The following is a 25994-nucleotide window of genomic DNA, read 5'->3' as shown; positions in this document are numbered from 1 at the left end:
ACTACGGATTTAGAGCCTTGACCGGCCGTCTGAAACAGCGAACTTGTCTCCCTGACAATTGCCTCCGGGCCGCGGCCCAAGGGCTCCGTTCGACGCAAAAGCCCGGCGACATCGCTGCCGCCGGGCTTTCTCTTCTCTCCCCTCAAACGCTCTTTTATTTGCCCACCGGGTTTATCCGGACGCCACATCAGACCTTTTCGGTCGGATGCTGACGCCGCTCAAGCGGCCTTTTCGAGGTCCTTCTTCCAGCTGCCCTTGGCCGCTAGGCTGCACATCTTCGCCCGATGCGTGAAGGCGCGCTGGCCGGCGGCGACGTTTTCCGCCTTGCCGTTCCAGGCGTTCAACGCCTCCTGCTGCAGGGCTCGACCATAGGAGAAGGTGAGCTTCCAGGGCAGGTCATGCGCCGTGTTGATGGCGGAGAGATGCGCGGTCGCTTCTTCCGTCGACTGGCCGCCGGAGAGGAAGGCGATGCCCGGAACGGCGGAAGGCACGGTACGCTTCAGCACCTTGACCGTGCGCTCAGCAACCTCGCTGACGGACGCCTTGCGTGCCTTCTTGCCGTCGATGACCATGCTCGGCTTCAGGATCATGCCTTCGAGCTTGACGCGTGCATCGCCAAGTTCCTCGAAGACGGTGCGCAGCACCCACTCGGTGACCTCTTCCGACCGCTCGATCGAATGGTCGCCCGGTGCGCCGTCCATCAGCACTTCCGGCTCGACGATCGGCACGATCTTCGCCTCCTGGCAGAGCGCTGCATAGCGGGCGAGTGCGTGGGCGTTTGCCTTGACTGCACCCCAGGTCGGAAGGGCATCTGAGATGGCGATGACGCCACGCCACTTGGCAAAGCGGGCACCGGCTTCGTAGTACTTTGCAAGCCGCGCCGCGAGACCATCGAGCCCTTCGGTGATCGTCTCTTTGGCGAAATAGGGCATCGGCTTTGCGCCGGTGTCGACCTTGATGCCGGGAATCGAGCCGGCCTGCCGGATGACTTCGACCAGCGGCGTGCCGTCGGCCGCTTTCTGGAACAGCGTTTCCTCATAAAGGATCACGCCGGAAATGTAGTTGCGCATCGCTTCGTCGGACCGCAGCAGCATCTCGCGATAGTCACGGCGCGAGGTCTCGGTGGATTCCAGTCCAATGCTGTCGAAGCGCTTCTTGATCGTTGCGGTCGACTCGTCGGCGGCGAGCAGGCCCCGGCCGTTGGCGACCATGGCAACCGCAATATCTTCCAGTCTTTCGCTCATGTTTTTTCTCCTTAGACAGCGCCGATCACCAACGGAGCGGGCGACGAATGAAAACAAGTTCGGTCTGAGGCGCAGATGCGTCCGCCGCGTCCCGAATAAAGGCGCGATAACAGAAGAAATTGTCCGGGAAAATGGCGCGAAAATCGACTGAAACGATTTAAATTATTTTAATCGTTTGAAATATCATAATTATTTTTTCGTCCTCCGACCCGGGGTGCATATTTCGCCCCCGGGTCGGAGGCTTGCTTCACTTCTGCTGGTGCAGGATGTCGACGCCCGGCAGCGGCTTGCCTTCCATCCATTCAAGGAAGGCGCCGCCAGCCGTCGAAACATAGGTGAAATCGTCCGCGACTTCGGCGTGATTGAGGGCTGCGACCGTGTCACCGCCGCCGGCGACGGAGACGAGCGAACCGGCCCGCGTGCGGGCCGCCGCATGCTTGGCGGCAGCGACGGTCGCCTTGTCGAAGGGCGCGATTTCGAAGGCGCCGAGCGGGCCGTTCCACACCAGTGTCGTTGCACGAGAGATCCAGTCGTTGATCGCGGCAACAGATTTCGGGCCGACATCGAGCACCATGGCGTCGGCCGGGATTGCCTTGATGTCAACGACTTCGTTGTCAGCACCGGCCTTGAACTCGCGGGCGACGACGCCGTCTTCCGGCAGTACGATGGCGCAGCCGGCCGCAGACGCGGCGGTAACGATCGACTTTGCCGTGTCCGCAAGGTCATGCTCGCAGAGCGACTTGCCGACGTCGATGCCCTGTGCGGCAAGGAAGGTATTGGCCATGCCGCCGCCGATGACGAGGGCGTCGACCTTCTTCACCAGGTTCTGCAGGAGGTCGATCTTGGTCGAAACCTTGGCGCCGCCGACGATGGCGACGACCGGACGCTTCGGATTGCCGAGGCCCTTTTCGAGAGCCTCGAGTTCGGCCTGCATGGTGCGGCCTGCATAGGCCGGAAGGTGATGCGCCAACCCCTCGGTTGAGGCGTGGGCGCGATGGGCGGCGGAGAAGGCGTCGTTGACATAGATGTCGCCATTGGCGGCGAGTGCCGTCACGAAGGCCGGATCGTTCTTTTCCTCGCCCTTGTGGAAGCGGGTATTTTCGAGCAGGAGCACATCGCCGTCGTTCATCTCGGCAATGGCATTGGCGGCCTTGTCGCCGATGCAGTCGGCGGCGAAATGAACACGCTGGTCGAGGATTTCCTCGACGGCGGGCGCGATCGTCTTCAGCGACATGTCGGCGACCGGTTCGCCCTTCGGACGACCGAAGTGGGCAAGCAGGATGACCTTGGCACCCTTTTCGGAAAGCTCGCGGATCGTCGGAGCAACGCGCTCGATGCGGGTCGTGTCGGTCACCTGACCATCCTTGACCGGCACGTTGAGATCGACGCGCACGAGTACGCGCTTGCCGGCAATTTCGGTCAGGTCGTCGAGGGTCTTGAAAGTCATCAGATGTCTCCGGTCAAAGTCTGCGGAAGAGGGTGGGGTAGTCGGTGACAAGCCCGTCCTCGTCGACGGGAAGGTCGGCAGCGAAGCTCCGGTCCTCAGCCTCGTAACGATAGAGCCTGCCGTCTTCGAGGCAGGTATAGTGCTGGCCGTCGATCACGGGTTGGAAGGTGTCGAAGGGCACGTAAAGCATCTTGAGCTTTGCCGTGCCCGCCTTCCGGCTGAGCTTCAGCCTGCGGATCGGGAGCGTGTTGGTGAAGGGTGTGCCGGCGAGATCGATGTCGATGCAGCCGTCGAATTCAGGAAGAGCGACACCGTTGAGGTCGCGCCAATGCCCCTGGCGGTCCGAGAGCAGGTGCAACGCCCTGCCATCCGTCGTTTCGATCAGGAAGGACATCACCTGCCAGTTTGCGTCGCAATCGATCAGGTAACGCAGGCCATAAGGACGGCCGCCGTGTTCGCCGATGACGACGCTTTCGGCGCGGATCGCCGCGCCGGCGGTTGCTTCAAGAGCCCTGAGGCTCAGATGTTCGAGCCCTTCCCCTTCGAGCGGGCGCCACCGCACCGTCGTTGAGGAAAGGGCGCGGAACATCTGAGTTAGATGAGCTTGGCGAAGGCGATCGCTGTGTCGGCCATGCGGTTCGAGAAGCCCCATTCGTTGTCGTACCAGGTGAGGATGCGAACGAAGTTGCCCTCGATGACCTTGGTCTGGTCGATCGCGAAGATCGAGGAATGGCTGTCGTGGTTGAAGTCGCGCGAAACGAGCGGCTCTTCCGTATAGCCGAGAACGCCCTTCAGCGCGCCGTTCGAGGCAGCCTTGATGGCGTTGGTAATTTCCTCGACCGTGGTGTTGCGCTTGGCGACGAACTTAAAGTCGACGACCGAGACGTTCGGAGTCGGAACGCGGATCGACGTGCCGTCGAGCTTACCCTTCAGTTCCGGCAGAACGAGGCCGACGGCCTTGGCGGCACCGGTCGAGGTCGGGATCATCGACAGAGCGGCCGCGCGGGCGCGGTAGAGATCCTTGTGCATCTGGTCGAGCGACGGCTGGTCGTTCGTGTAGGAGTGGATCGTCGTCATGAAGCCGTGGTCGATGCCGACGGCGTCGTTCAGGACCTTGACGACCGGAACCAGGCAGTTCGTCGTGCACGAAGCGTTGGAGATGACCAGGTGGTCCTTCGTCAGCTTGTCGTGGTTGACGCCGTAAACGACGGTCAGGTCAGCGCCGTCGGCCGGGGCCGAGACGATGACGCGCTTGGCGCCCGCTTCGAGGTGGGCGGCCGCCTTGTCGCGGGCGGTGAAGATGCCGGTGCACTCCATCGCGATGTCGACGCCGAGTTCCTTGTGCGGCAGTTCCGCCGGGTTGCGAATGGCGGTGACCTTGATCGGCCTGCCGTTGTTGATGACGATGGCGTCGCCGTCGACCTTCACGTCAGCCGGGAAGCGGCCGTGGATGGAATCGAAACGCAGCAGGTGGGCGTTCGTCTCGACCGGGCCGAGGTCGTTGATGGCGACGACTTCGATGTCGGTGCGGCCGGATTCGACGATCGCGCGGAGCACGTTGCGGCCGATGCGGCCAAAACCGTTGATGGCGACTTTCACTGTCATGTCGGGTCCTTCCCTGTCAGAATGGCGTTTTACGAATAGAGGGCGCCTTGGGAAGCGCCCCCCGGCTTGATCAGGACAGTTTGGCTTCCGCAGCCGCTACAACGGCTTCCGGCGTGATGCCGAAATGCTTGTAGAGGTCCTTGTAGGGGCCGGAAGCGCCGAAGCTCGACATGCCGATGAACGTGCCATCGGTGCCGATGAAATGATCCCAGCCCTGGCGGATGCCGGCTTCTACCGCGATCTTGACCGGCGAATAGCCGATGATCGCCTGCTGGTAATCTTCGCTCTGTTCGGCAAAGAGCTCGAAGCAGGGAACCGACACGACGCGCGTCGAAACGCCCTTGGCGGTGAGCGCCTGGCAGGCCTTGACGGCGATCTCGACTTCCGAGCCGGTGGCGAAGATCGTCACCTTCGCATCGCTTGCGGAGATCAGGTCATAGGCGCCGCGGGCGCAGAGGTTTTCTTCCTCATATTCGTTGCGCACCGCCATCAGGTTCTGGCGCGTCAGCGCGATGCCGGACGGGCGGTTATGGCTTTCGAGCGCAAGCTGCCAGCATTCGGCCGTTTCCGTCGCGTCGGCGGGACGGAACATCAAAAGGTTCGGAATGGCGCGCAGCGCTGCCATGTGCTCGACCGGCTGATGGGTCGGGCCATCTTCGCCGAGACCGATCGAATCGTGGGTCAGCACGTGGACGACGCGGATGCCCATCAATGCCGCGAGGCGGATCGACGGACGGCAGTAATCCGAGAAGATCAGGAAGCCGCCGGAATAGGGGATGAGGCCGCCATGCAGCGCCATGCCGTTCATCGCCGCCGCCATGCCGTGCTCGCGCACGCCATAGTGGATGTAGCGGCCGGAGAAGTTGTCCGGCGTGATCGAATGGGTCTGGCTGGTCTTGGTGTTGTTCGAGCCGGTCAGGTCGGCAGAGCCGCCGATCGTCTCGGCGAGAACGCCATTGATGACTTCGAGCGCGTCCTCGGAGGCCTTGCGGGTCGCGGGCGACGGCTTGGTTTCAGCGAGTTTCTGCTTGTAGGAGCTGATTGCGGAGGCGAGGCTGCCTTCGAGCTCGCCGGAAAAGCGCCGGATGAACTGCGCCTTCTTCTCGGTCTCGGTCTTTTCGAGGCGCTCTTCCCAGTCTTTGCGCGCCTTGGTCGAGCGAAGGCCGGCGAGGCGCCAGGCATCGAGCACGTCCGAGGGAACGGTGAAGGCCTCGGCCTCCCAGCCAAGCGCCTTGCGCGTGGCGGCGATTTCGTCGGCGCCGAGTGGCGAACCATGGACCTTGTGCGTGCCGGCCTTGTTCGGGGCGCCGAAGCCGATGACGGTCTTGCAGGCGATCATCGTCGGCTTGTCGGATTTCTGGGCCTGTTCGATCGCCGCGGCAATCGCGTCCGGATCATGGCCGTCGACCGCGATGGTGTTCCAGTTGCAGGCGCGGAAGCGTGCGTGCTGGTCGGTCGAATCCGCGATCGAAATCGGGCCGTCGATCGAGATGTTGTTGTCGTCCCAGAAGACGATCAGCTTGTTGAGCTTGAGATGACCGGCAAGCGCGATCGCTTCCTGGCTGACACCTTCCATCAGGCAGCCGTCGCCGGCGAGCACGTAGGTGTAGTGCTCCATCAGGTCGCTGCCGAACTCGTCACGTAGCTTGCGCTCAGCGATCGCCATGCCGACCGAATTGGCGATGCCCTGGCCGAGCGGACCGGTGGTGGTCTCGATGCCGGCCGCATGGCCGTATTCCGGATGGCCGGCCGTGCGCGAGCCGAGCTGGCGGAAGTTCTTGATCTCGTCGATGGTGATGTCCTCATAGCCCGTGAGATAGAGCAGCGAGTAAAGCAGCATCGAGCCGTGGCCCGCCGAAAGCACGAAACGGTCACGGTTGGGCCATGCGGGATTCTTGGGGTCGAAGCTCAGGTAGCGCGTGAAGAGGACGGTTGCGATATCGGCAGCGCCCATCGGGAGACCTGGATGACCGGAATTTGCCTTCTCGACGGCGTCCATGGAAAGGAAGCGGATCGCATTTGCCATCCGATCGTGTTTTTCGCGAGAGATCATGACTGTTCCGTTTGGGTTCGGTGGTCAGGGACGGTCTATATCCTCCAAGACCGTGTGAGAAGCGGCAGACACATAGCAGGTGCGCCGCGCGAGTCAATAAATACGGGCCTTCCGCGGCTAAATGGCGACGCGCTTTTCGATATCGTTCTTGCGCTGCAGCATGCGCCAGTGCTGCGCTTGCTCAGGGGCGATGATCCACAGCTTCCGACGGTGTTTGCCGCTGAGGGCATTGTTGAGACTTGCGTAATGGGTTTAAAAAGAATCGAGGCGAAGCAGCGGACTGCGTCCGGCGATTCGGCTCTTCCGGAGCGCCGCGTTCGGGGAACGCGCAGAGGACTCTACAGCGCCGCGCGTCCAATCGGACGGCTAAGATCGCTGTAGCACTTTGAAATGCTGCATGATTTTATCCTTAATCGAATCCGATTTAAGGAATCATGCAGTGGCAGGTTGATTTAGAGCGGGGCGGAAATCCGCTTCATACGTTTTCCTCATCCCGCTCTAGCGAGGTATCGGAGCATGCCGGCAAAGACGGTCAAAGCGGCGATCGAGGAGCTACGGAACGCGGTCCAGTCGCTCGAGGGCGCGATCGACGGTCGTTTCGACAAGGAAAGGGATTTGAGCGAGTTCGAAGGTGAGGTGCGGCGGGTCAATACCGACCGGTCGCGGCTGGCACAGGAACTCGACCAGTCCCAGTTCCGGGCCAACCGGCTGGAAGAGGTCAACCGCGAAGTTTCCCGTCGTCTGGTGACGGCGATGGAAACCATTCGAGCGGTGCTGGATCGTTGAGGTTTACGCGATGGCGCAGGTAACGGTGACGATCGACGGCAAGGCTTACCGGATGGCCTGCGAGGAAGGGCAGGAAGACCACCTGAGCGACCTCGCGGCGAGATTCGATCAATATGTGGGCCATCTCAAGGGACAGTTTGGAGAAATCGGCGATCTGCGGCTGACCGTGATGGCCGGCATCATGGTCATGGACGAATTGAGCGAGGTCAATCGCCGGCTCAAGAGCCTTGAGACGGAACTGGGAAACCTGAAGAACGGCAACGACGTTGTGTTGTCCGAACAGGCGCGGAGCGAGGAGGCACTGGCCTTGGCACTCAGCGAAGTCACGGCCCAGATCCACAGCATCGCTGCCAGGCTCAACGGTCGCGCCGCTACGCCGGCCAACTGATCGCGTTCTAAAAAAACGCCTCTGGCGAAAACCGCAAAGAGCCTCTATATCTGAGCGCGCGATCTGCGCTTCCCGACAGGAACCACAATCCCCGGGGCCATACACGATCTCAAGGGAGCTGTCCCTGGCCGGACTCGTGGGTTCGGACACACGGCGCCCACCTACTTAGTAGGCACCCGGGATCGTAAACTATCCACCGGTCGTCGTGGATCGCACCTCCTTTTCGTGGCGGATCACTACAGCGCCGCGCGTCTGATCAGATGCGCAAAGGTCGCATTGATTTGCTGCATGTCTTTGTCCTTAAATCGAGGTCGGAGACCTGCACTACGTGCCGAAGAAGGCACTGCGGATGGCGTCCGCCATGGCATCGATCGTCGGTGATCGGCTTTCCAGCCTGGTGCGCAGCACGACATTCGACATGTCGACGATGCCAAAACCGTCTTCCTCGGTCAGTTCGCGACAGCCGGGCGGTATGGCGCTACGCGACAGCGGCGCAATCGCAAGACCCGAAACCACGGCCGCGATCAGGCCGCCGCTCGTTCGACTCACATAGGCGACGCGACTCCGCTTTCCCCGCTTCTTCAGGTTTTGCATCGCCAGATCATCGCACCATCCGCCCGCGGCGTACGTGTATGTGGCTATCGGCAGCGGCTGCCGCTCGTGTGTGCCGTGTTGATCCGAGGTTACCCAGACGGTGGGATCGACCATGAGGACTTCATTCCTGGTGCGGCCTCCGGGCTCGAAAACGACGGCGATATCGATTTCGCCCGCCTCGAGCGCCATCCGGTTGGACATCGAGGTACCCTGTTGCACCGTAACCTCCACGCCAGGGTGTATGGCGGCGAACGCACCCAACGCTCTTGGAAGAGTGGAGTTGATATATTCCTCGGGAATCCCGATCCTGACCGAACCGTCGAGCGCGGGTTGGCGCATGGCCGCCGCAGTATCATCGAGGAGTGCCACGATCCGCCGCGCGTTGTCGACAAGGCGCCGACCTTGTCTCGTCAGCACGACCCCGCGCGAATGCCGGTCGAAAAGCGTGTCGCCAAGCGCGTCCTCGAGCTTCTTGATCTGCATGCTAACGGCCGACTGGGTGCGCCCGACACTGTCGGCCGCCTTGGTCAGGTTGCCGGTGTCGGCAACCGCAAGGAAGGTTCTCAGGAGGTCGCTGTCGAGTGGGAGAGACATTGCACAGCCATCAGAAAAACTGATGGTAGCTATGTTTGCAATTCGTTTGTCGGATGTCAACGGAAGGTGGAGAATTCAACACTGTCGAGCGCCTACCGGAGACCCGCTCATGACTGTGCCCTTCCTCGCCGGTTCCGCCGGCGCGTCCTTCGTCATGCAACTGCAAGGGCTTTTTGTGCGCTGGCGCGCGTGGCAGGCCGCGAACGCAGCGCCGTGTTGCGAAGCACCGTGGCACAATCCGCGATTGCTGAGCGACGCTGGCCTGCCAGGTGAGCCCGGATGGCCTGTGGACCTCGACGCTATGCGCCTGGAGCCGGTCTATCGTTCCCACTGGATGTTATGAAGCAGTTCGAGCCTTGCTGCGCGAAAGATCGCCTCCGCGAGATTGCTTGCCTGAAGCTTCCGCATCGCCTCATCGAGCGCCCTGTTGATGCGTTCCATCGGAATGTCTGTCTCACGCACCATTTCCTGCCTGGTCCTGCCGCAGGCGGCTAGCGTGAGGCAACGCAGTTCGAGGGGGTCGAGTTGATTCATCTTGTCTGCCCGCTGCTCTCGCCTGTAAGGCCGCGCCGTTGCATCGACTGCGCGAATTAGACTCTGCTAATTATTGGAAAAGCGAACTTATTTGCACGCGCAGGGTGACGTGCGAAAGCGGAACCGTGCGCTGTGATGAATGGGGCGCTAATGCCGTCCCGAAATGGGAAAGCCGCGCGGGATTGTCTGCGTGTTTTCTTAGATCGTAGCCGATTTAAAACACGCCGCAATTCAAGGTGCTCCAGCGTCCTTTGCGCGTCTGATAAGACGCGCGGCGCTGTAGGTGTTGCAAAAGCGGCGGCGGCGTGGTTCCAGCTACCGGGTGCATTGCGCTATGAAGGGCGCGAACCCGCAGGAAGAGGTCGTCGGATGTCACCGAAGGATTTGAAGGCAGCACTGCGCAAGGAACGCCTGGCTCTGCGTGATGGAATGCCGTTGGAGGTGCGCATCGAGGCGAGCCTTTCCATGGCCGACCACGCCGGCGATATCATCGCGCTCGATCCCGGCCATGTCGTTTCCGGTTTCTGGCCGATTCGCTCGGAAGCCGACATCCGTCCGCTGATGGTGCGGCTCAAGGACCGCGGCGCCCGGCTCTGCCTGCCGATAATCATGGACAAGAAGACCATCGTCTTCCGCGAACTCGTCGACGGCGTCGCGGTGGTCGAAACCGGCTTCGGTACGACCGGCCCCGGGCCGGAGGCGCCCGAACTCGATCCCGACATCATGCTCGTGCCGTTGTCGGCATTCGATTCGGTCGGGCACCGGATCGGTTACGGCGCCGGTTATTATGATCGGGCAATCGACCGGTTGCGCCGCAAAGGTCACATGCCGCGACTGATCGGGATTGCTTTCGACTGCCAGGAAGTGGCATCAGTGCCGGCTGAGCCGCACGACGTCGCGTTGGACGCGGTGCTGACCGAGAGCGGTTTTCGGCATTTCAGACAGGATTGAACGGGTATGCGACTTCTTTTTCTGGGAGATATGGTTGGCAAGACGGGCCGCACGGCGGTCTGGGAGCGCCTACCCGGATTGGTCGGCGACCTGAAGCTCGACTTCGTCATCGTCAACGGCGAAAACGCCGCAGGCGGCTTCGGCATCACCGAAGACATCTTCCTGGAAACGATCAATGCCGGCGCTGACGTCGTGACGACTGGCAACCATGTCTGGGACCAGAAGGAAGCCGTGGTCTTCTGCGAGAGGCATGACCAATTCCTGCGCCCTGCGAACTATCCGGCCGGGACGCCGGGGCGTGGCTCCAATCTCTTCTTTGCCCGCAACGGCGCCCGCGTGCTGGTCGCCAATGTCATGGGGCGGGTTTTCATGCATCCCGAGCTCGATGATCCTTTCAAGGCCGCCGAGGTGATCCTCGACGCCTGTCCGCTCGGCGAGCAGGCCGACGCCATCGTCTTCGATTTCCACGCCGAGGCCACCAGCGAAAAGCAGTGCTTCGGACACTTCGTCGATGGCCGCGCCAGCCTCGTCGTCGGAACCCACACCCATGTTCCGACCGCCGATCACCAGATCCTCAACGGCGGCACCGCCTATATCAGCGATGCCGGCATGTGCGGCGACTATGACTCCTCGCTCGGCATGGACAAGGAAGAGCCGCTGAACCGGTTCATCTCCAAGATGCCGAAGGGCCGCTTCGAGGCGGCTTCCGGCCCGGCAACCATCTGCGGCGTCGGCGTCGAGATTTCCGATCGCACTGGCCTTGCGGAGAAGATCGCACCGCTCCGGCTCGGCCCGAGGCTCGGCGAAACGATCCCGGAGTTCTGGTCGTAAACAGGGCGCTGCCCGCGCGACCTCGCGATTTCTCGCCCGATTCTTGCAGCCGTTGGTAGTGATCCGTGGCCGCCGTATCGTCTTTTTGGAATTGGCTTTTTTCAAGTGACAGCCCTGCCAAATGGTGGCAGGTTAGCGTCAAAATCAGAGCCGCCTGGGATGCGGCCGCTGTTTGCAAGTTTTCCATTTCGTGCCGCCCGGAGGCTTGTGCTTCGGGTTTCTGTCGCCAGCCCGGACAATCAGATCTGCGCCAGGTGATTTTGGTTTCAAGGCTTTCGGAGGACGTGCATGTTGCGAATGTGGCGTTTGCCAGCGCTCTTCAGCGTTCCGTTCTTTCTTCTCGCCGCATCGCTCGCGGCGGCTCAGAACGCACCGCCGGCGCCGACCGTGACCGTCGCCAAGCCGGTCGTGCGCGACGTGATCGACGCGGACGAGTTCATCGGTCGCTTCGAACCTGTCGACGAGGTCGCCGTCCGTGCTCGCGTCGGCGGCTATCTCGACCAGGTCTTGTTTACCGACGGGGCATTGGTGAAGAAGGGCGACGAGCTTTTCGTCATCGACCAACGGCCGTTCCGCACCGCTCTCTCCCAGGCCGAAGCCTCGCTTGCAGCGGCGCGGTCGACACTTGAATTCGCGGAGACCCAGTTCAAGCGAACGGAATCGCTGGCGGGCACGGGGACGCTCTCCGTCTCCAGGCTCGACGACGATCGTCGCGCACTGCTCGCGGCGCAAGCCAATGTGCGCGGCGACGAGGCGGCCGTCGAGCGCGCCAGGCTCGATCTCGAATATACGACGATCACCGCGCCGCTGAGCGGCCGCGTCGATCGGCGCCTGATCTCGCCGGGCAATCTCGTCCAGGCGGATCAGACGGTGTTGACGACCATCGTATCGCTCGATCCGATCGACTTCTATTTCGATGTCGACGAGCGTCGCGTGCTCTCCTACGCCCGCACCGCCCGGGAGCGGGGCAGCGTGCTTCAGGAGGGCGGCGGGGCGCTCGGCGTATTGGTGACGATCGCCGACGCCACCGAACGACCATTCGAAGGCAAGCTCGATTTTTCGGAAAACAGGGTAGACAACCAGACAGGCACGATGCGCCTGCGCGCCCGGTTCGCGAACCCGAACTTCATTCTCCAGCCGGGCCTCTTCGGGCGCGTGGAGGTGGAAGGCTCGAACACTTACAAGGCGATCCTCGTTCCTGATGAAGCGATCGCTGCGGACCAGAACGAACGCGTCGTCTACGAGGTCGGCCAGGATGGCAGCGTCGTGACCAAGCCCGTGCGCCTCGGGCCGCGACTGCATGGCTACCGGGTCATTCGCAGCGGCATGACGGGCGAGGAGACGATTATCGTCAACGGTCTCGTGCGCGTCCGGCCGGGCGCGAAGGTGAAGCCCGAGCTCGTCGTGCTGCCGCAGGAAGCGGCGCAAGCGGCGGAGAGCGCCCAATGAGGTTCGCGCATTTCTTCGTCGACAGGCCGATCTTCGCATCGGTGCTCTCGATTGTGCTGCTGATCGTCGGCGGCATCGCCTATTTCCAGCTTCCGGTGGCGCAATATCCCGAAATCGCGCCGCCGACGATCGTGGTGCGCGCGTCCTATCCGGGTGCGGATGCGGAAACCGTCGCCAACACCGTCGCCACGCCGCTGGAGCAGGAAATCAACGGCGTCGAGAACATGCTCTACATGTCCTCCTATTCGACCGCCGACGGCTCGATGGCGCTGACGATTACCTTCAAGCTTGGCACGAATCTCGACCAGGCGCAGGTGCTGGTGCAGAACCGCGTTTCGGTTGCCGAGCCCCGGCTGCCCGAGGAAGTCCGGCGCATCGGCGTGACGACGACCAAAAGCTCGCCCGACCTGATGATGGTCGTTCATCTGCTGTCGCCGAACGATCGCTACGACCAACTCTACGTCTCGAACTACGCCCGCACGCGCATCCGCGATCTTATCGTTCGACTGGACGGCGTCGGCGACGTTACGCTGTTCGGCGAGCGCGAATATGCGCTGCGCGTGTGGCTCGATCCGCAGAAGCTCTCCGCCTACGGCATGACCTCCGGGGATGTCGTCGAGGCGCTGCGCGAGCAGAACGTCCAGGTTTCGGGTGGTTCCATCGGCGGCCCGCCGATGTCAGCCGACAGCGCCTTCCAGTATACGGTTACGACCGATGGGCGTTTCAGCGATCCCCGGCAGTTCCGCTACGTGATCGTTAAGGCCACTGAAGACGGCCGGCTCGTGCAGTTACAGGATGTAGCCCGCGTCGAGCTTGGCGCCCGCGAGTACGTCACCAACAGCTATCTGAACGGCAAGCCGGCCGTCGCGCTCGGCATCTTCTCGCGCCCCGGTACCAATGCGCTTGCCGCGGCGGAAGCGATCCAGGCCACGATGGCGGAGCTTTCGAAGGATTTTCCGGACGGGCTGGAATACAGGATCATCTATAATCCGACGGAGTTCATCTCGGAATCGATCAGTGAGGTCTACAAGACGATCGGCGAGGCCGCGCTCCTCGTGGCCCTTGTTGTGATCGTTTTCCTGCAGTCCTGGCGCACGGCCATCATCCCGATCGTGGCCATCCCGGTCTCGTTGATCGGCACCTTTGCGCTGCTTTTTGCGTTCGGATTCTCGCTGAACATGCTGACGCTCTTCGGGCTGGTGCTTGCGATCGGCATCGTCGTCGATGACGCGATCGTCGTCGTAGAGAACGTCGAGCGCAATCTCGCGCGTGGGCTGACGCCGAGAGAGGCGGCGCATGTGACGATGGACGAGGTGGGCGCCGCGGTCATCGCGATCTCTCTCGTTCTGACCGCGGTGTTCGTGCCGACCGCCTTCATTCCGGGTATTTCCGGCCAGTTCTATTTGCAGTTCGCCGTGACGATCGCGGTTGCGACCGTGATCTCGGCGATCAATTCGCTGACGCTGTCACCGGCGCTCGCCGCCGTTTTGCTGCGTCCGCACGAGAACCATGAGCACGAGAGCCGCAATCCGATCACGCGGCTCGGCCGGGCCTTCGCCAACGGCTTCAACAGTGGCTTCGACCGCATGGCGGATGGTTACGGGTGGGTGGTGCGCCACCTCGTCAAGACGAAAGTGGCTCTCGTGGCGGCGCTCGTCGTCTTCGTCGCGCTTCTCGGCGCCACCGCCTACATGGCGCAGGTGGTGCCCCGCGGCTTTATCCCGACGATGGACCAGGGTTACGCCATCGTCGTTATCCAGCTTCCGGATGGCGCTTCGCTCGAACGGACCGACGCGGTCGTGCGGCGCGCATCGGAGATGATCAAGGAGGTGCCCGGCGTCAGGGACGCCGTCGCTTTTGCCGGTTTCAGTGGCGCGACATTCACCAATGCGTCCAACGCTGGCGTCATCTTCACGCCTTTCGACAGTTTCGAGGAGCGGCTCAAGAACAGGCAGAGCGCGACCCAGATCATCGGTCAGATCTTCGGCACGATGCAGAGCCTCCAGGAAGCCTTCATCATCGCCATTCCGCCGCCGTCCGTGCGCGGCATCGGCAATTCCGGTGGCTTCAAGATGCAGGTCCTGGACCGCCAGAACGCCGACATGGGCCGGGCACTGGCGCTCGCCCGCCAGATGATGGGGGCGGCCAGCCAGACCGAAGGGTTGACCGGCGTGTTCACCACCTTCTCTGACTCCAGTCCTCAATATTTTCTGGCGATTGACCGCGACAAGGCGCGGGCATTGAACGTGCCGATCCCGAATATCTTCGAGACGCTCTCGATCAATCTCGGAACGTCCTACGTCAACGATTTCAACGCATTCGGTCGTGTCTACCAGGTTCGCGCCCAAGCCGACGAGAAATATCGGGTGGAGCGGGAGGATATCCTCGCCCTGAAAGTTCGTTCCGCATCGGGCGCGCTGGTACCACTCGGGACGCTCGTCGAGATCCGCGATACCAGCGGGCCTTCGCTTGTCCAACGCTACAACATGTATGTCTCCGTGCCCCTCCAGGGTAATCCGGCGCCCGGCGTCGCGACCGGCACTGCGCTTGACAGGATGGAAGGACTCGCCGCCCAGATCCTGCCGCAGGGTACTACCTTCGAGTGGACCGAGCTTGCCTTCCAGGAGCGCCAGACCGGCAACACGGCCGTCTTCATCTTTACGCTTTCGGTGGTCTTCGTGTTCCTCGCGCTCGCCGCGCAATATGAAAGCTGGGTGTTGCCGCTGGCGATCATCCTGATCGTGCCGCTTTCCGTTCTCGCCGCGCTTCTCGGCGTTGCCATCCGGGGGTTCGACAACAACGTGCTCACGCAGATCGGTCTTGTCGTGCTGATCGGCCTTGCAGCGAAAAACGCGATTCTGATCGTCGAATTCGCCAGACAGGGGGAGGAGGAAGGCAAGACGCCCGTCGAAGCGGCGATCGACGCAAGCCGGCTGAGGCTACGTCCGATCCTGATGACCGCCTTCGCCTTCATCCTCGGCGTCGTGCCGCTGGTGATTGCGACGGGTCCCGGCGCCGAAATGCGGCAGTCGCTCGGTACCGCGGTCTTTTCCGGCATGCTGGGCGTCACGTTTCTCGGCCTTTTCCTGACCCCCGTTTTCTACGTGACCTTGCGCTTGCTGGGCAGAAAGCGTGCCAAGGTCATCAAGGAAGAAGCGGCGGAGGCGCCGGCGGAATGACGATCCTTTCGGGAGCCGGCCGAAGGGCTCCCGGAAGGAGACGCTCCGCCCGACAATCCGGACAATGACGCGATTGTGAGCGGGCGCGGTCGTTTGGCGCTGGACGGAGCTTCGACCTTGAATGATCCTGCCACCCGCTAGATCACGGTGACTTTAGGTCTTATCGACCTAAAGTCATCTTGATCTATTCTAATGAGTTAGAGCGGGATGCGGGCGGAAAACCGCGCACACTTTTCCTCATCCCGCTCTGAAAACGCGTGTGAGAGGTGAAGGATGCTGCTCCGATACCTTGCCTACACCATGGCCGCCATCTGGCTGATCCATACGTTCTGGCCCGAACATGCGCATGCGCAACAGCCTCGGCCGCCGGTGAGCCAGTGCCAGGCGATCGCGCAAACCACGCCGAAAGCGACATTCGCCAGTTTCACGGTTCCGGCGGCAATGCCGGCGACCGCGACCGACAGCGAGGTCAACATCACCTATCTCGGCCATTCGACGTTCCTGATCGAAACGCCGGGCGGAATTTCGATCGCGACCGACTACAACGGCTGGTTCCGGACCCCCGCGCCGCCCACCGTGGTGACGATGAACAGGGCCCATTCCAGCCATTACACGCTGACGCCGGATCCCGCCATCCGGCACGTCCTGCATGGCTGGGGCGACGATGGCGAGCCGGCCGACCACGATCTCGTCGTCGGCGACGCCTATATCCGCAATGTCTCGACGGACATTCGCTCCGGTTACGGCGGCATGGAAGCCGACGGCAATTCGATCTTCATCTTCGAGGTCGCCGGCCTCTGCATCGGCCATCTCGGCCACCTGCATTACGAACTCGACGACAGCCATTACCGCCAGATCGGTCGGCTCGACGTGCTGATGGTGCCGGTCGATGGCGGCCTGACCATGGGCGCCGAAAGCATGAGCCGCGTCGTATCCCGCCTGCGTGCGGCGCTGATCCTGCCGATGCACCGGCCGCCGTTGATCAACGACTTTCTGGCGATGTTCGGCGACGACTACGACAAGAGCTTTGCCACGGGGCCAAGCGTGAAGGTCTCGCTGCGCTCCCTGCCGAGCAAGCCACTGATCTACGTTCTCCGGGGCGCCTGAGCCGTCCACGGCGGCGTTCCGCGCTTTGACGACGTCGGATTTCCGCGCATTGAAAAGACGGCGCCCCTGCTGGACGGGGCGCGGCAATAAAACTATAAGGCGCCCCATCCCAATAAATTCATGCATGCAGAGGGCGCCATGGCTGGCCATTCACAGTTCAAGAACATCATGCACCGCAAGGGCCGTCAGGATGCGGTGCGCTCGAAAATGTTTTCCAAGCTCGCGCGCGAGATCACCGTCGCCGCAAAGTCGGGCATGCCTGACCCGGCGATGAACCCGCGCCTCAGGCTGGCGATCCAGAACGCCAAGGCGCAGTCGATGCCGAAGGACAACATCGAGCGGGCGATCAAGAAGGCATCGGGTGGCGATGCAGAGAACTACGAGGAAGTCCGGTACGAAGGCTACGGCCCGGGTGGCGTCGCCGTTATCGTCGAGGCGCTGACCGACAACCGCAACCGCACCGCCTCCAATGTCCGCTCGACCTTCACCAAGGCTGGCGGCGCACTTGGCGAAACCGGCTCGGTTTCCTTCTCCTTCGATCGCGTTGGCGAAATCACCTACAAGCTTTCCGCCGGCGATGCCGACAAGGTCATGGAGGCGGCGATCGAGGCCGGTGCCGATGATGTGACGACGGACGAGGACGGCCACACGATCATCTGCGGTTTTGAGGACATCGGCGAAGTCTCCAAGGCTCTCGAAGAGGTTCTTGGCGAAGCGGAAACCGTGAAGGCGATCTGGAAGGCACAGAACACCGTGCCGGTGGACGAGGAAAAGGCACAGTCGCTGATGAGGCTGATCGACAACCTCGAAGACGACGATGACGTCCAGAACGTCTATTCGAACTTCGAGGTTTCCGACGAGATTCTCGCCAAGCTGTCGGCCTGACGTTTTGATCGATGAAAAGACCCGTGTTCCGAAGTGGAGCGCGGGTCTTTTTTGTTTCAGCCGCAGCCTTTTAAGCGGCCGCAGCGAGTTGACGCTGCGCTTCGCCAAACAGCTCCAAGGAATGCAGCCGCGCATCCATGTCGAAGATCGGCATGGATATGATCAGTTCGTCGGCCTTGGTCTGCTCGATGAAGGTCCGGATCTTGCTGCGGGTCGTTTCAGGACCGCCGACCACCGCGTAGGTCATGGCGTGGTCGACGAAGATCTTCTCGTCACCACTCCAGAGGCCATCCATGGATCTGACCGGCGGCGGGAAGCGGCCACGGGCGTTGCGGCGGAGCGCGACGAAGGATTGCTGCATGGAGGTGAAGAGGTAATTCGCCTCCTCATCCGTATCGGCGGCGACGCCCATGACGCCGACCATTACATGCGGCTTGTCGAGCTGCGGCGACGGCGTGAAGCGCTCCCGGTAGATTTCGAGGGCGGTGAGCAGCATGTCGGGTGCGAAATGCGACGCGAATGCGAAGGGCAGGCCAAGCATGCCGGCGAGGTGAGCGCTGAAGTGGCTGGAGCCGAGCAGCCAGATCGGCACATTGGTATCGGCGCCGGGCACGGCGATGATCTTCTGGTCTTCGGTGATGGGGCCAAGCAGCGCCTGGAGTTCCACGACATCGTTCGGAAAGTTGTTGGCGCTCGTCTCCATGTTGCGCCGGAGCGCCTGGGCCGTCCGCATGTCGGTACCCGGTGCGCGCCCGAGGCCAAGGTCGATGCGGCCCGGATAGAGCGCGGCGAGCGTGCCGAATTGCTCGGCGATGACCAGGGGCGAATGATTGGGCAACATGACACCACCCGAGCCGACGCGGATCGATCGTGTCGCTGACGCTACATGGGAAATGACCAGCGACGTCGCTGCGCTGGCGATTCCCTTCATTCCGTGATGTTCGGCCAACCAGAAGCGCCTGTAGCCGTTCTCCTCGGCGGCGATCGCCAGCCGGCGCGAGTTTTCAAGCGACTGGGCGACGCTGCCGCCCTCGGTAATTGGCGACAGGTCGAGAACGGAGAAAGGGATCATGGCAAGACCTTCAATTAAGAGAAATTGATCCATCGCAATGTAGGTTCAAGTTTGTTAAAGCCAAGGGCGGTACTGCATGTTTCCTCAAATCATAGGCCTCTGTGCGGCTAAAAGGACGCACGGCGCCACAGGCCGTTTTCTCCACTGCGCCGGCCATTCCTGTGTAGTGTTTTTGTTTTGTTCACTTTTTGCTGGCAGCGTCCGACTGACCGACATAGGGTGAGACATGCAGAAGACGATTCGCATCATCGGCATCGATCCGGGCCTTCGACGCACCGGTTGGGGCATCATCGAAACCTTGGGCAATTCGCTGCGTTTCGTAGCCTCGGGTACGGTGACATCCGACGGCGAGATGGACCTTGCGTCACGCCTGTGCCAATTGCATGACGGACTTGCCGACGTCGTGCACAGCTACCAGCCCCACGAGGCCGCCGTCGAACAGACCTTCGTCAACAAGGACGCGACAGCGACACTGAAGCTCGGCCAGGCTCGCGGCATTGCCATGCTCGTCCCGGCTCGTGCCGGTCTCAGAGTGGCGGAATATGCGCCGAATGCCGTGAAGAAGGCGGTGATCGGAGTCGGCCATGGCGAGAAGCAGCAGATCCACATGATGCTGAAGGTGCTGATGCCTAAAGTTGAGTTCAAGGGCAACGATGCCGCCGACGCGCTCGCCATCGCCATTTGCCACGCGCACAACCGGCAGGCGATTACCAGCCGGCTTGCGGCTCTTGCTGGCTAGGCCACCTACCGGAATCTGTTTAAACGGCTACGCTCCAACCTATCCAGAAAGACAAGGTCAGATGATCGGCAAGCTCAAGGGCACCATTGACGAGATCGGCGAGGATCACGTCGTTCTCGACGTGCACGGCGTCGGATATGTCGCCCATTGTTCGGCGCGCACCCTCGGCAAGCTCGGATCGGCGGGCGAGGCGGCGGTGCTCTTCATCGAGACCTATGTGCGCGAGGACCAGCTCAAGCTTTTTGGCTTTCTGACTGCACTCGAGCGCGAGTGGTTCCGCCTGCTCCAGAGCGTCCAGGGCGTGGGGTCCAAAGTTGCGCTCGCGGTACTTTCGACGCTGACGCCCAGCGAGCTTGCGAGCGCGATCGCGCTGCAGGACAAGACATCGGTCTCGCGCGCCCCGGGCGTCGGCCCCAAGGTCGCCGTACGCATCGTCACCGAACTCAAGAACAGGGCGCCTGCCTTCGCCGGCGAGCCATCGGCCGCGATCAGCCTCAAGCAGGAACTGGGCGAAGGGGTTGCCTCGGCTCCGGTCGCGGACGCCGTCTCGGCCTTGACCAATCTCGGCTATTCGCGCGATCAGGCGGCAAACGCCGTTGCGGCGGCCTTGAAAAACGGCGGTGAAGGCGGCGACAGCGCCAAGCTCATTCGTCTCGGGCTGAAAGAATTGGCGCGGTGAGGGCGCAGGCCCTCCTGCGGTCACAAAGCAATGGAAAGACGCGATCCGCGCTGGATCGGGCAATGCGATGACAATAGGTTGAGCGCGTGGAAACGATGGCGGTGATCGGCATTGGTCGGCGCGCCGCGCAGGGTCACGGTCCAGCCCGAAATGGAAGTTTGAGATGAGTGAAGCCGCACGCCTGATTGCGCCGGAAAAGCGAGGCGAGGACCTCGATGCGACGCTGCGTCCGCAGTCTCTGGACGAGTTCACCGGCCAGGCGGAGGCGCGCGCGAACCTCAAGATCTTCATCGAGGCGGCGCGCAATCGCGGCGAGGCGCTCGACCACGTGCTCTTTGTCGGTCCGCCCGGTCTCGGCAAAACAACGCTCGCGCAGATCATGGCCAAGGAACTCGGCGTCAACTTCCGCTCGACCTCCGGACCGGTCATCGCCAAGGCGGGCGATCTCGCGGCGCTGCTCACCAATCTCGAAGAGCGCGACGTGCTGTTCATCGACGAGATCCATCGCCTGAACCCGGCGGTGGAGGAAATTCTCTATCCGGCCATGGAGGATTTCCAACTCGACCTCATCATCGGCGAGGGACCGGCGGCGCGTTCGGTGAAGATCGACCTGTCCAAGTTCACCCTGGTGGCGGCGACCACGCGTCTCGGCCTGCTGACAACGCCGCTGCGCGACCGCTTCGGCATTCCGGTGCGGCTCAATTTCTACACGGTCGAGGAGTTGGAACTGATCGTGCGCCGCGGGGCGCGGCTGATGGGCCTCGGCATGACCGACGAGGGTGCGCGCGAAATCGCCCGCCGTGCACGCGGCACGCCGCGTATCGCCGGCCGCCTTCTGCGGCGGGTGCGCGATTTCGCCGAGGTTGCCCGAGCGGAGGCTGTGACGAAGGAGATCGCCGACGAGGCGCTGACCCGCCTGCTCGTCGACAGCATGGGGCTCGACCAGTTGGACCGCCGCTACCTGACGATGATCGCCCACAATTTCGGCGGCGGACCGGTTGGCATCGAGACGATTGCGGCCGGGCTTTCCGAGCCGCGCGATGCGATCGAGGACATCATCGAACCCTATCTGATCCAGCAGGGCTTCATCCAGCGCACGCCGCGCGGTCGCGTGCTCACTGCGAACGCCTGGAAGCATCTCGGTCTCAATCCGCCGAAGGATCTCGATGCGACCCAGTTCCGCCTGACGCTGGAGGACGACTGAATGTTCACGCGCCGAGGATTCCTGCAGACGCTCGGCGGTAGCTTCGCAAGTTTCGCGGCACTCGGCAGCTATGCCTTTGCCATCGAGCCGCTCGCGCGGCTGAATATTGCCCGCTATCACCTGACCCCGCCCGGCTGGACGCCAGGTCTGAAGCTTCGTGTCGTCGCGCTTGCCGATCTTCACGCCTGCGAGCCGTGGATGTCCGCCAGGCGCATCGCCTCCATCTGCGCGCAGGCGAACGATCTCGGCGGCGACATCACGGTTCTGCTCGGAGACTATGCCTCGGGCATGAACCTTGTGACACGCTATGTGCACTCCAGCGAATGGTCGAAGGCGCTTGCGACGCTCAAGGCTCCCCTCGGTGTTCATGCGATCATGGGCAACCACGATTGGTGGGAGGACAGGACGGCGCAAAAGAACGGCGGCGGCGAAACCTTCGGCCACCGGGCATTGGCGGATGTCGGCATTCCGGTCCACAGCAACCGTGCGATCCGCATGGAAAAGGACGGATACGTGTTCTGGCTTGCCGGTCTCGAGGACCAGCTTGCCCTTCTGCCCGGCAAGAAATGGGGCCGGCGCTCCCTGACGGGTCTTGATGATCTCGACGGCACGCTGGCGCAGGTGAACGACAGCGCGCCGGTCATTCTTCTGGCACACGAGCCCGACATCTTTCCGCAAGTGCCGGCGCGGGTCGCCTTGACGCTGTCCGGCCATACCCACGGCGGACAGGTTCGGTTCGCGGGTCTCGCGCCAGTCGTGCCGTCGCGCTTTGGCGATCGGTATGCCTATGGCCATATCGTCGACGACGACCGCAATCTGATCGTCTCCGGCGGCCTCGGCTGTTCGGTCGCGCCAATCCGATTTGGGGTGCCGCCGGAGATCGTCGTCGTCGATCTTGGGTAGCTTGCGGCCGGCGTCGTTCGATTGGATTCGCCCCTCATCCGGCTGCCGCCACCTTCTCCCCGCAGGCGGGGAGAAGGGAATATGCCGCGCCCACGTTCTCGTCCCCTCGCCCCGCGTGCGGGGAGAGGGTTAGGGTGAGGGGCAATCGCCGGCGTTCGCGGTCCCGTATCCCGCCAAATCGCGGATCGTCGCCGCCAGCCGTTCGGGTCCACCGGGCGTCCAGCCGAGCGCACGCAGCTTATCCGTCGACATTTCCTTGAAAGCCGCCGTCTCCGCCGCAGGCGGCAACGGATAGGAACAACCGGTTGCCCTCTGGAGAATGGCGAGGATTTCACGGTTGCCGGTGAGCACGTCCGAGACGTTGAAGACTTTGCCGGAGACCTTGGCCGTATCCGCTTCCAACACAAGTCGCACGCTTTGGGCCACATCGTCGCCGTGGACCTCGGTGCCGGCGCGTGGCGGAACAGGCTTGCCTGCGAGATAGTCGGCGAAGAGGCTGCTCCATTTGTGTGTCCGTCCGGGACCTGCCGGCCCGTAGACGCCAGTCACGCGCAAGCTGGTCGTCGCGAAGCTGTGGCCGGTCATTGATTTCAAGGCGTCTTCGCCGGCCAGCTTCACCGTCCCGTAGAGCGTGTCGGGCATCGCGGGTGACGTCTCGTCGGCAATGGGGGCCGGCGTTTCGCCATAGACGGCACGGCTCGACAGAAACACACAGCGGCGGACCCCGGCAGCGCGCGCCTCGTCGAAGAGGCGGACCGAGCCGTCGAGGTTGGCGCGGCGGAAGCCCTGCGGGTCCGCGCCTTCACCGCCACGATACTTGCCCTCGACGTGCTCGAAAGCGGCATGGACGAAATAATAGATGTCGTCGAAAGCGGCGCGCTGGTCCGCATGCGGGTCGAGGCGGAGCGCGACATGGGGAACCGGTTGCGAGAAGAGTCCCGCGGGCGGGGGAGTGCGACCGCCGACAGCAACCTTGTAGCCGTGGGCGATGAGGTGCTCGACGATGAAGCGGCCGACGAAGCCGGTGCCGCCGGAAACAAGAACGCGGGTCATCAGGGCACGGTGCCGGCTGGTGCCGGATTGTCGAGCGTAGTGAGATCCGGAATATTCTCTCCGGTCAGGTAGGCATGCCAGAGCTCGATCAGCGGCCGAAGAGCCTCAGTGCGCGGGTGACCAGCCTCCCACGGTTTCTCATACTGGTAATGCAGCACGGCGATGGAGCGCCAGTCCCAGAGCGCCGGCAGATTGAACCAGACATATTGCAGCATGTTCATCGTCACCGGCAGGCCGTGCCAGTCGGGAAAGAAGCTCTGCAGGAAGGTCTGGTCGGTGCGCGGCCAAAAGGCCCCCGGCGCGTCCAGCACCGCAAGCATCCTGTCGAACGTCTCGGCGGACGGTTCCGCGACGAAGACGCCGGAATTCAACCGGTGAAAATCGCCGAGGCTCTCATAGACGTTCGGCGCGGCGGAAAATTCCGGGTAGCGGAAGAGCTTGTCGATGTTGCGCAGGACGATCGCATCGGCGTCGATGAAGACACAGCGCTCGTATTCAACGAGCTGCCAGAGCCGGAGCTTGCAGAAATTGTCGAGCGGCGAGTGGAAGTCGGGTTTGCGGCCCTTGGTGAAGGGGACCTTCTCGTGGACGTTGCGGCGCTGATGGCGGGCGTTGAAGTCGTCGGACAGCGGCAGGAGCTCCGTTTCGACGAGGCGGCAATCGAATTCCGTGAGCGTTTCGAGCGCAGCGGCATCCACTCCACCGGTGTAGAGCACGACGATATCCGCCGGCGTACGGGTCAGCCGGATCGACCGCAACAGTGCGCGTGCGCCGAGCGCATAGTCGGCATTGGTGACAAGCGTCACGAAGGCGTGGAGGGCGGCAGGAGGCGAGGAGGGGCGGAGCCCCCCCGGCTGAGTCGTCGCGGGGGTCATGAAACAGATTTCAGCCGTTTGCCTTCCGGGTCGTGATTGATCAACGGCGCGATGTCCTTCGTCCAGGCGGAGACTGCCGGGACACGCGAACGATCGACGCGGTAGGCGAATTTCTTTGCCACATCGACGATTTCCGAAAGCAGTCCGTCCTGAAGGCGGATCGGATCGAGGCCAAGTGCCAGGAATTTCTCGTTGTGGACCACCAGTTCGTTCTCTGCGGCCTCCTTGCGCGGATTGGGAAGCCAGGCGATCCTGGACCCGGTTATCGCGGCGATCATTTCGGCGAGATCACGGACGCGATGCGTCTCGGTCATCTGGTTGAAAATCTCGACACGGCTGCCGCGTGCGGGCGGATTGTTGAGCGCGAGCTCGATGCAGCGGACCGAATCCTGGATATGAATGAAGGCGCGTGTCTGGCCGCCGGTGCCGTGAACCGTCAGCGGGTAGCCGATCGCCGCCTGGATCAGGAAGCGATTCAGCACCGTGCCGTAATCGCCGTCGTAGTCGAAGCGGTTGATGAGCTGCTGATGCCGGCGCGTCTGTTCGGTATGCGTACCCCAGACGATGCCCTGGTGCAGGTCGGTGATTCGGAGACCGTCGTTCTTGGCGTAGAACTGGAAGAGAAGCTGATCGAGACATTTGGTCATGTGGTAGATCGAGCCGGGATTGGACGGATATAGAATTTCCTGGCTCACGGTCTCGCCGTCTGTCGTCCCGATCCCGACCGGCAGATAGCCCTCGGGGATCGCCGCGCCGACGGTCGAATAACCATAGACGCCCATGGTACCGAGATGCACGAGGTGGGCGTCGAGGCTGAGTTCTACCAACGCATTGAGGAGGTTGTGCGTGGCGTTGACGTTGTTGTTGACCGTGTAGTTCTTGTGCCGGTCGCTTTTCATCGAATAGGGCGCGGCGCGCTGTTCGGCGAAATGGACGATGGCATCCGGCCGATGCTCAGCGAGCCAGTTCTTGAGCAGCTCGTAGTCGCGGGCGAGGTCGATCAGGTTGAAGTGGATGCGCCGGCCCGTCTCGGCATGCCAGATGCGCGTGCGCTCCTGGATTGAATCCATCGGCGTCAGCGACTGGACGCCGAGTTCCGTATCGATCCAGCGGCGGGAAAGATTGTCGAGGATATGGATGTCATGGTCCGCATCGGACAGATGCAGCGCGGTCGGCCAGCCGACGAAACCATCACCGCCGAGGATTGCAATCTTCATGCACGGTTCTCCTGATCGCGAAGAAGGACATGGTGAGGTGATAGGATAGGATTGTGACAAAGCTGCAATGCTTGCAAATGGCTTTTTGTTCCTGCACAGGAAAAGGAAATCCTCCCGGAGAATGAATCGATGTCACTAATTTCGCTCGCGGGCGAACTGACCGAAAACGGCCACCGGCTCGTGCAGCGAGTCTATTATGAAGACACCGATTTCTCGGGCGTCGTCTATCATGCGCGCTACCTGCATTTCATGGAGCGCGCCAGAACCGACTATCTGCGGCTGCTCGGCGTCGAACAGGCATCGCTTGCCATCGAGGGCGATACGGAAGGACTCGTCTTCGTCGTTCACCGTATGGAGATCGACTTCAAAATGCCGGCGCGCATGGACGACATCCTGACGATCGAGACGACGACCGAGAAAGCGGGTGGCGCCAAAATGGTTCTGAAGCAGGAGATCCGTCGTGACGGCGTGCTGCTGATCGCTGCCAAGGTCATCATCGCCGTCATCAACGGGCAGGGCCGACCACGCCGCTTGCCGGAAGCGCTGGCGATTAAGTTCCTGGCGGCGGGACACAAGGTTCCGACCCGCGTTGAATAGTCCCGGCC

Annotated in this window: 24 protein-coding genes and 1 other RNA gene; 14 read left to right on the top strand and 11 right to left on the bottom strand. The window is 62.4% G+C overall.

Annotated elements, in window-relative coordinates; genetic code table 11:
• Positions 1-218: 218 nt before the first annotated feature.
• The 5 genes from RB548_RS15530 to tkt all read right to left on the bottom strand — a co-directional run bounded on the left by RB548_RS15530 (position 219) and on the right by tkt (position 6349).
• Positions 219-1244: a class I fructose-bisphosphate aldolase gene (locus tag RB548_RS15530; protein ID WP_331372157.1), complete on the bottom strand. Its 1026-nt coding sequence runs from the start codon at positions 1242-1244 to the stop codon at positions 219-221.
• A gap of 247 nt (positions 1245-1491) precedes the next feature.
• Entirely contained in the window at positions 1492-2691 is a 1200-nt protein-coding gene (locus RB548_RS15525) for a phosphoglycerate kinase (protein ID WP_331372156.1), read from the bottom strand.
• Between the two features lie 13 nt (positions 2692-2704).
• Positions 2705-3280 carry a putative glycolipid-binding domain-containing protein gene (locus RB548_RS15520; RefSeq protein ID WP_331372155.1) on the bottom strand — a complete coding sequence of 192 codons (576 nt, stop codon included), beginning with the start codon at positions 3278-3280 and terminating at the stop codon, positions 2705-2707.
• 5 nt (positions 3281-3285) lie between these two features.
• Positions 3286-4296: a type I glyceraldehyde-3-phosphate dehydrogenase gene (gap, locus tag RB548_RS15515; protein ID WP_331372154.1), complete on the bottom strand. Its 1011-nt coding sequence runs from the start codon at positions 4294-4296 to the stop codon at positions 3286-3288.
• A 70-nt stretch (positions 4297-4366) separates the two neighbouring features.
• On the bottom strand, positions 4367-6349 hold the full coding sequence (gene tkt / locus RB548_RS15510; RefSeq protein ID WP_331372153.1) for a transketolase: 1983 nt from the start codon (positions 6347-6349) through the stop codon (positions 4367-4369).
• 516 nt (positions 6350-6865) lie between these two features.
• On the opposite strand from tkt, the gene RB548_RS15505 reads away from it, so the two are divergent.
• The 3 genes from RB548_RS15505 (at position 6866) to ssrS (ending at position 7739) form a co-directional block, all read left to right on the top strand.
• A complete protein-coding gene (locus RB548_RS15505) occupies positions 6866-7135 on the top strand; it encodes a DUF4164 domain-containing protein (protein ID WP_283961332.1) in 270 nt (89 codons plus the stop codon).
• A 10-nt stretch (positions 7136-7145) separates the two neighbouring features.
• Entirely contained in the window at positions 7146-7523 is a 378-nt protein-coding gene (locus RB548_RS15500; RefSeq protein WP_331372152.1) for a cell division protein ZapA, read from the top strand.
• Positions 7524-7580: 57 nt separating this feature from the next.
• Positions 7581-7739: non-coding RNA, 6S RNA (gene ssrS / locus RB548_RS15495), on the top strand.
• A 108-nt stretch (positions 7740-7847) separates the two neighbouring features.
• On the opposite strand, the gene RB548_RS15490 is transcribed toward ssrS, so the two are convergent.
• Complete coding sequence (locus RB548_RS15490) at positions 7848-8744, bottom strand: LysR family transcriptional regulator (RefSeq protein ID WP_331374984.1); 897 nt, start codon at positions 8742-8744, stop codon at positions 7848-7850.
• A 285-nt stretch (positions 8745-9029) separates the two neighbouring features.
• Positions 9030-9245 carry a transcriptional regulator gene (locus tag RB548_RS15485; protein WP_331372151.1) on the bottom strand — a complete coding sequence of 72 codons (216 nt, stop codon included), beginning with the start codon at positions 9243-9245 and terminating at the stop codon, positions 9030-9032.
• 369 nt (positions 9246-9614) lie between these two features.
• Here RB548_RS15485 and RB548_RS15480 point away from each other — a divergent pair, with 369 nt between their 5' ends.
• The 6 genes from RB548_RS15480 (at position 9615) to RB548_RS15455 (ending at position 17647) form a co-directional block, all read left to right on the top strand.
• Positions 9615-10196 (top strand): 5-formyltetrahydrofolate cyclo-ligase, encoded by a 582-nt coding sequence (locus RB548_RS15480; RefSeq protein ID WP_331372150.1) that lies wholly within the window; start codon positions 9615-9617, stop codon positions 10194-10196.
• A 6-nt stretch (positions 10197-10202) separates the two neighbouring features.
• Positions 10203-11027 (top strand): TIGR00282 family metallophosphoesterase, encoded by an 825-nt coding sequence (locus tag RB548_RS15475; protein ID WP_331372149.1) that lies wholly within the window; start codon positions 10203-10205, stop codon positions 11025-11027.
• Between the two features lie 288 nt (positions 11028-11315).
• Positions 11316-12476, top strand: coding sequence for an efflux RND transporter periplasmic adaptor subunit (locus RB548_RS15470; RefSeq protein ID WP_331372148.1), 1161 nt, complete (start codon positions 11316-11318; stop codon positions 12474-12476).
• Entirely contained in the window at positions 12473-15655 is a 3183-nt protein-coding gene (locus tag RB548_RS15465) for an efflux RND transporter permease subunit (RefSeq protein WP_331372147.1), read from the top strand. The genes RB548_RS15470 and RB548_RS15465 overlap by 4 nt, the downstream gene beginning before the upstream one ends.
• 273 nt (positions 15656-15928) lie before the next feature.
• Entirely contained in the window at positions 15929-16762 is an 834-nt protein-coding gene (locus tag RB548_RS15460; protein WP_331372146.1) for an MBL fold metallo-hydrolase, read from the top strand.
• 138 nt (positions 16763-16900) lie between these two features.
• Positions 16901-17647 (top strand): YebC/PmpR family DNA-binding transcriptional regulator, encoded by a 747-nt coding sequence (locus RB548_RS15455; protein ID WP_331372145.1) that lies wholly within the window; start codon positions 16901-16903, stop codon positions 17645-17647.
• Positions 17648-17717: 70 nt separating this feature from the next.
• Here the strand turns inward: RB548_RS15455 and RB548_RS15450 are convergent, their stop codons facing one another.
• Positions 17718-18719 (bottom strand): LLM class flavin-dependent oxidoreductase, encoded by a 1002-nt coding sequence (locus RB548_RS15450; RefSeq protein ID WP_331372144.1) that lies wholly within the window; start codon positions 18717-18719, stop codon positions 17718-17720.
• 226 nt (positions 18720-18945) lie between these two features.
• On the opposite strand from RB548_RS15450, the gene ruvC reads away from it, so the two are divergent.
• The 4 genes from ruvC to RB548_RS15430 all read left to right on the top strand — a co-directional run bounded on the left by ruvC (position 18946) and on the right by RB548_RS15430 (position 22244).
• On the top strand, positions 18946-19458 hold the full coding sequence (ruvC, locus tag RB548_RS15445; RefSeq protein ID WP_331372143.1) for a crossover junction endodeoxyribonuclease RuvC: 513 nt from the start codon (positions 18946-18948) through the stop codon (positions 19456-19458).
• A 61-nt stretch (positions 19459-19519) separates the two neighbouring features.
• Positions 19520-20137: a Holliday junction branch migration protein RuvA gene (ruvA, locus tag RB548_RS15440; RefSeq protein WP_331372142.1), complete on the top strand. Its 618-nt coding sequence runs from the start codon at positions 19520-19522 to the stop codon at positions 20135-20137.
• Positions 20138-20300: 163 nt separating this feature from the next.
• Positions 20301-21341 carry a Holliday junction branch migration DNA helicase RuvB gene (gene ruvB, locus RB548_RS15435; protein ID WP_331372141.1) on the top strand — a complete coding sequence of 347 codons (1041 nt, stop codon included), beginning with the start codon at positions 20301-20303 and terminating at the stop codon, positions 21339-21341.
• Positions 21342-22244, top strand: a complete 903-nt coding sequence (locus RB548_RS15430; protein ID WP_331372140.1) for a metallophosphoesterase — start codon at positions 21342-21344, stop codon at positions 22242-22244.
• A gap of 129 nt (positions 22245-22373) precedes the next feature.
• On the opposite strand, the gene RB548_RS15425 is transcribed toward RB548_RS15430, so the two are convergent.
• Genes RB548_RS15425 through RB548_RS15415 form a run of 3 tightly spaced genes read right to left on the bottom strand, consistent with a single transcriptional unit; the run spans position 22374 to position 25389 of the window.
• Positions 22374-23297 carry an NAD-dependent epimerase/dehydratase family protein gene (locus RB548_RS15425; RefSeq protein WP_331372139.1) on the bottom strand — a complete coding sequence of 308 codons (924 nt, stop codon included), beginning with the start codon at positions 23295-23297 and terminating at the stop codon, positions 22374-22376.
• Entirely contained in the window at positions 23297-24172 is an 876-nt protein-coding gene (locus RB548_RS15420; RefSeq protein ID WP_331372138.1) for a glycosyltransferase, read from the bottom strand. The genes RB548_RS15425 and RB548_RS15420 overlap by 1 nt, the downstream gene beginning before the upstream one ends.
• A complete protein-coding gene (locus tag RB548_RS15415; RefSeq protein ID WP_331372137.1) occupies positions 24169-25389 on the bottom strand; it encodes an NAD-dependent epimerase/dehydratase family protein in 1221 nt (406 codons plus the stop codon). Before RB548_RS15415 ends, RB548_RS15420 begins: the two co-directional genes overlap by 4 nt.
• Positions 25390-25518: 129 nt before the next feature.
• Here RB548_RS15415 and ybgC point away from each other — a divergent pair, with 129 nt between their 5' ends.
• Positions 25519-25986: a tol-pal system-associated acyl-CoA thioesterase gene (gene ybgC, locus RB548_RS15410; protein WP_331372136.1), complete on the top strand. Its 468-nt coding sequence runs from the start codon at positions 25519-25521 to the stop codon at positions 25984-25986.
• Positions 25987-25994: the final 8 nt, after the last annotated feature.

The sequence above is a fragment of the Sinorhizobium chiapasense genome (genome assembly GCF_036488675.1).
GTDB lineage: Bacteria > Pseudomonadota > Alphaproteobacteria > Rhizobiales > Rhizobiaceae > Sinorhizobium > Sinorhizobium chiapasense.
This window is presented reverse-complemented; position numbering and strand designations above follow the sequence as displayed.

Bases quoted from the DNA above. Each gene is read 5' to 3' on its own strand.
- RB548_RS15465 (WP_331372147.1), top strand. From the start codon at position 12,473: ATGAGGTTCGCGCATTTCTTCGTCGACAGGCCGATCTTCGCATCGGTG.
- RB548_RS15460 (WP_331372146.1), top strand. From the start codon at position 15,929: ATGCTGCTCCGATACCTTGCCTACACCATGGCCGCCATCTGGCTGATC.
- RB548_RS15430 (WP_331372140.1), top strand. From the start codon at position 21,342: ATGTTCACGCGCCGAGGATTCCTGCAGACGCTCGGCGGTAGCTTCGCA.
- ruvA (WP_331372142.1), top strand. From the start codon at position 19,520: ATGATCGGCAAGCTCAAGGGCACCATTGACGAGATCGGCGAGGATCAC.
- RB548_RS15425 (WP_331372139.1), bottom strand. From the start codon at position 23,297: ATGACCCGCGTTCTTGTTTCCGGCGGCACCGGCTTCGTCGGCCGCTTC.
- gap (WP_331372154.1), bottom strand. From the start codon at position 4,296: ATGACAGTGAAAGTCGCCATCAACGGTTTTGGCCGCATCGGCCGCAAC.
- RB548_RS15420 (WP_331372138.1), bottom strand. From the start codon at position 24,172: ATGACCCCCGCGACGACTCAGCCGGGGGGGCTCCGCCCCTCCTCGCCT.
- tkt (WP_331372153.1), bottom strand. From the start codon at position 6,349: ATGATCTCTCGCGAAAAACACGATCGGATGGCAAATGCGATCCGCTTC.
- ybgC (WP_331372136.1), top strand. From the start codon at position 25,519: ATGTCACTAATTTCGCTCGCGGGCGAACTGACCGAAAACGGCCACCGG.
- RB548_RS15480 (WP_331372150.1), top strand. From the start codon at position 9,615: ATGTCACCGAAGGATTTGAAGGCAGCACTGCGCAAGGAACGCCTGGCT.
- RB548_RS15520 (WP_331372155.1), bottom strand. From the start codon at position 3,280: ATGTTCCGCGCCCTTTCCTCAACGACGGTGCGGTGGCGCCCGCTCGAA.
- RB548_RS15505 (WP_283961332.1), top strand. From the start codon at position 6,866: ATGCCGGCAAAGACGGTCAAAGCGGCGATCGAGGAGCTACGGAACGCG.
- RB548_RS15450 (WP_331372144.1), bottom strand. From the start codon at position 18,719: ATGATCCCTTTCTCCGTTCTCGACCTGTCGCCAATTACCGAGGGCGGC.
- RB548_RS15525 (WP_331372156.1), bottom strand. From the start codon at position 2,691: ATGACTTTCAAGACCCTCGACGACCTGACCGAAATTGCCGGCAAGCGC.
- RB548_RS15470 (WP_331372148.1), top strand. From the start codon at position 11,316: ATGTTGCGAATGTGGCGTTTGCCAGCGCTCTTCAGCGTTCCGTTCTTT.
- ruvC (WP_331372143.1), top strand. From the start codon at position 18,946: ATGCAGAAGACGATTCGCATCATCGGCATCGATCCGGGCCTTCGACGC.
- RB548_RS15455 (WP_331372145.1), top strand. From the start codon at position 16,901: ATGGCTGGCCATTCACAGTTCAAGAACATCATGCACCGCAAGGGCCGT.
- RB548_RS15475 (WP_331372149.1), top strand. From the start codon at position 10,203: ATGCGACTTCTTTTTCTGGGAGATATGGTTGGCAAGACGGGCCGCACG.
- RB548_RS15530 (WP_331372157.1), bottom strand. From the start codon at position 1,244: ATGAGCGAAAGACTGGAAGATATTGCGGTTGCCATGGTCGCCAACGGC.
- ruvB (WP_331372141.1), top strand. From the start codon at position 20,301: ATGAGTGAAGCCGCACGCCTGATTGCGCCGGAAAAGCGAGGCGAGGAC.
- RB548_RS15500 (WP_331372152.1), top strand. From the start codon at position 7,146: ATGGCGCAGGTAACGGTGACGATCGACGGCAAGGCTTACCGGATGGCC.
- RB548_RS15485 (WP_331372151.1), bottom strand. From the start codon at position 9,245: ATGAATCAACTCGACCCCCTCGAACTGCGTTGCCTCACGCTAGCCGCC.
- RB548_RS15415 (WP_331372137.1), bottom strand. From the start codon at position 25,389: ATGAAGATTGCAATCCTCGGCGGTGATGGTTTCGTCGGCTGGCCGACC.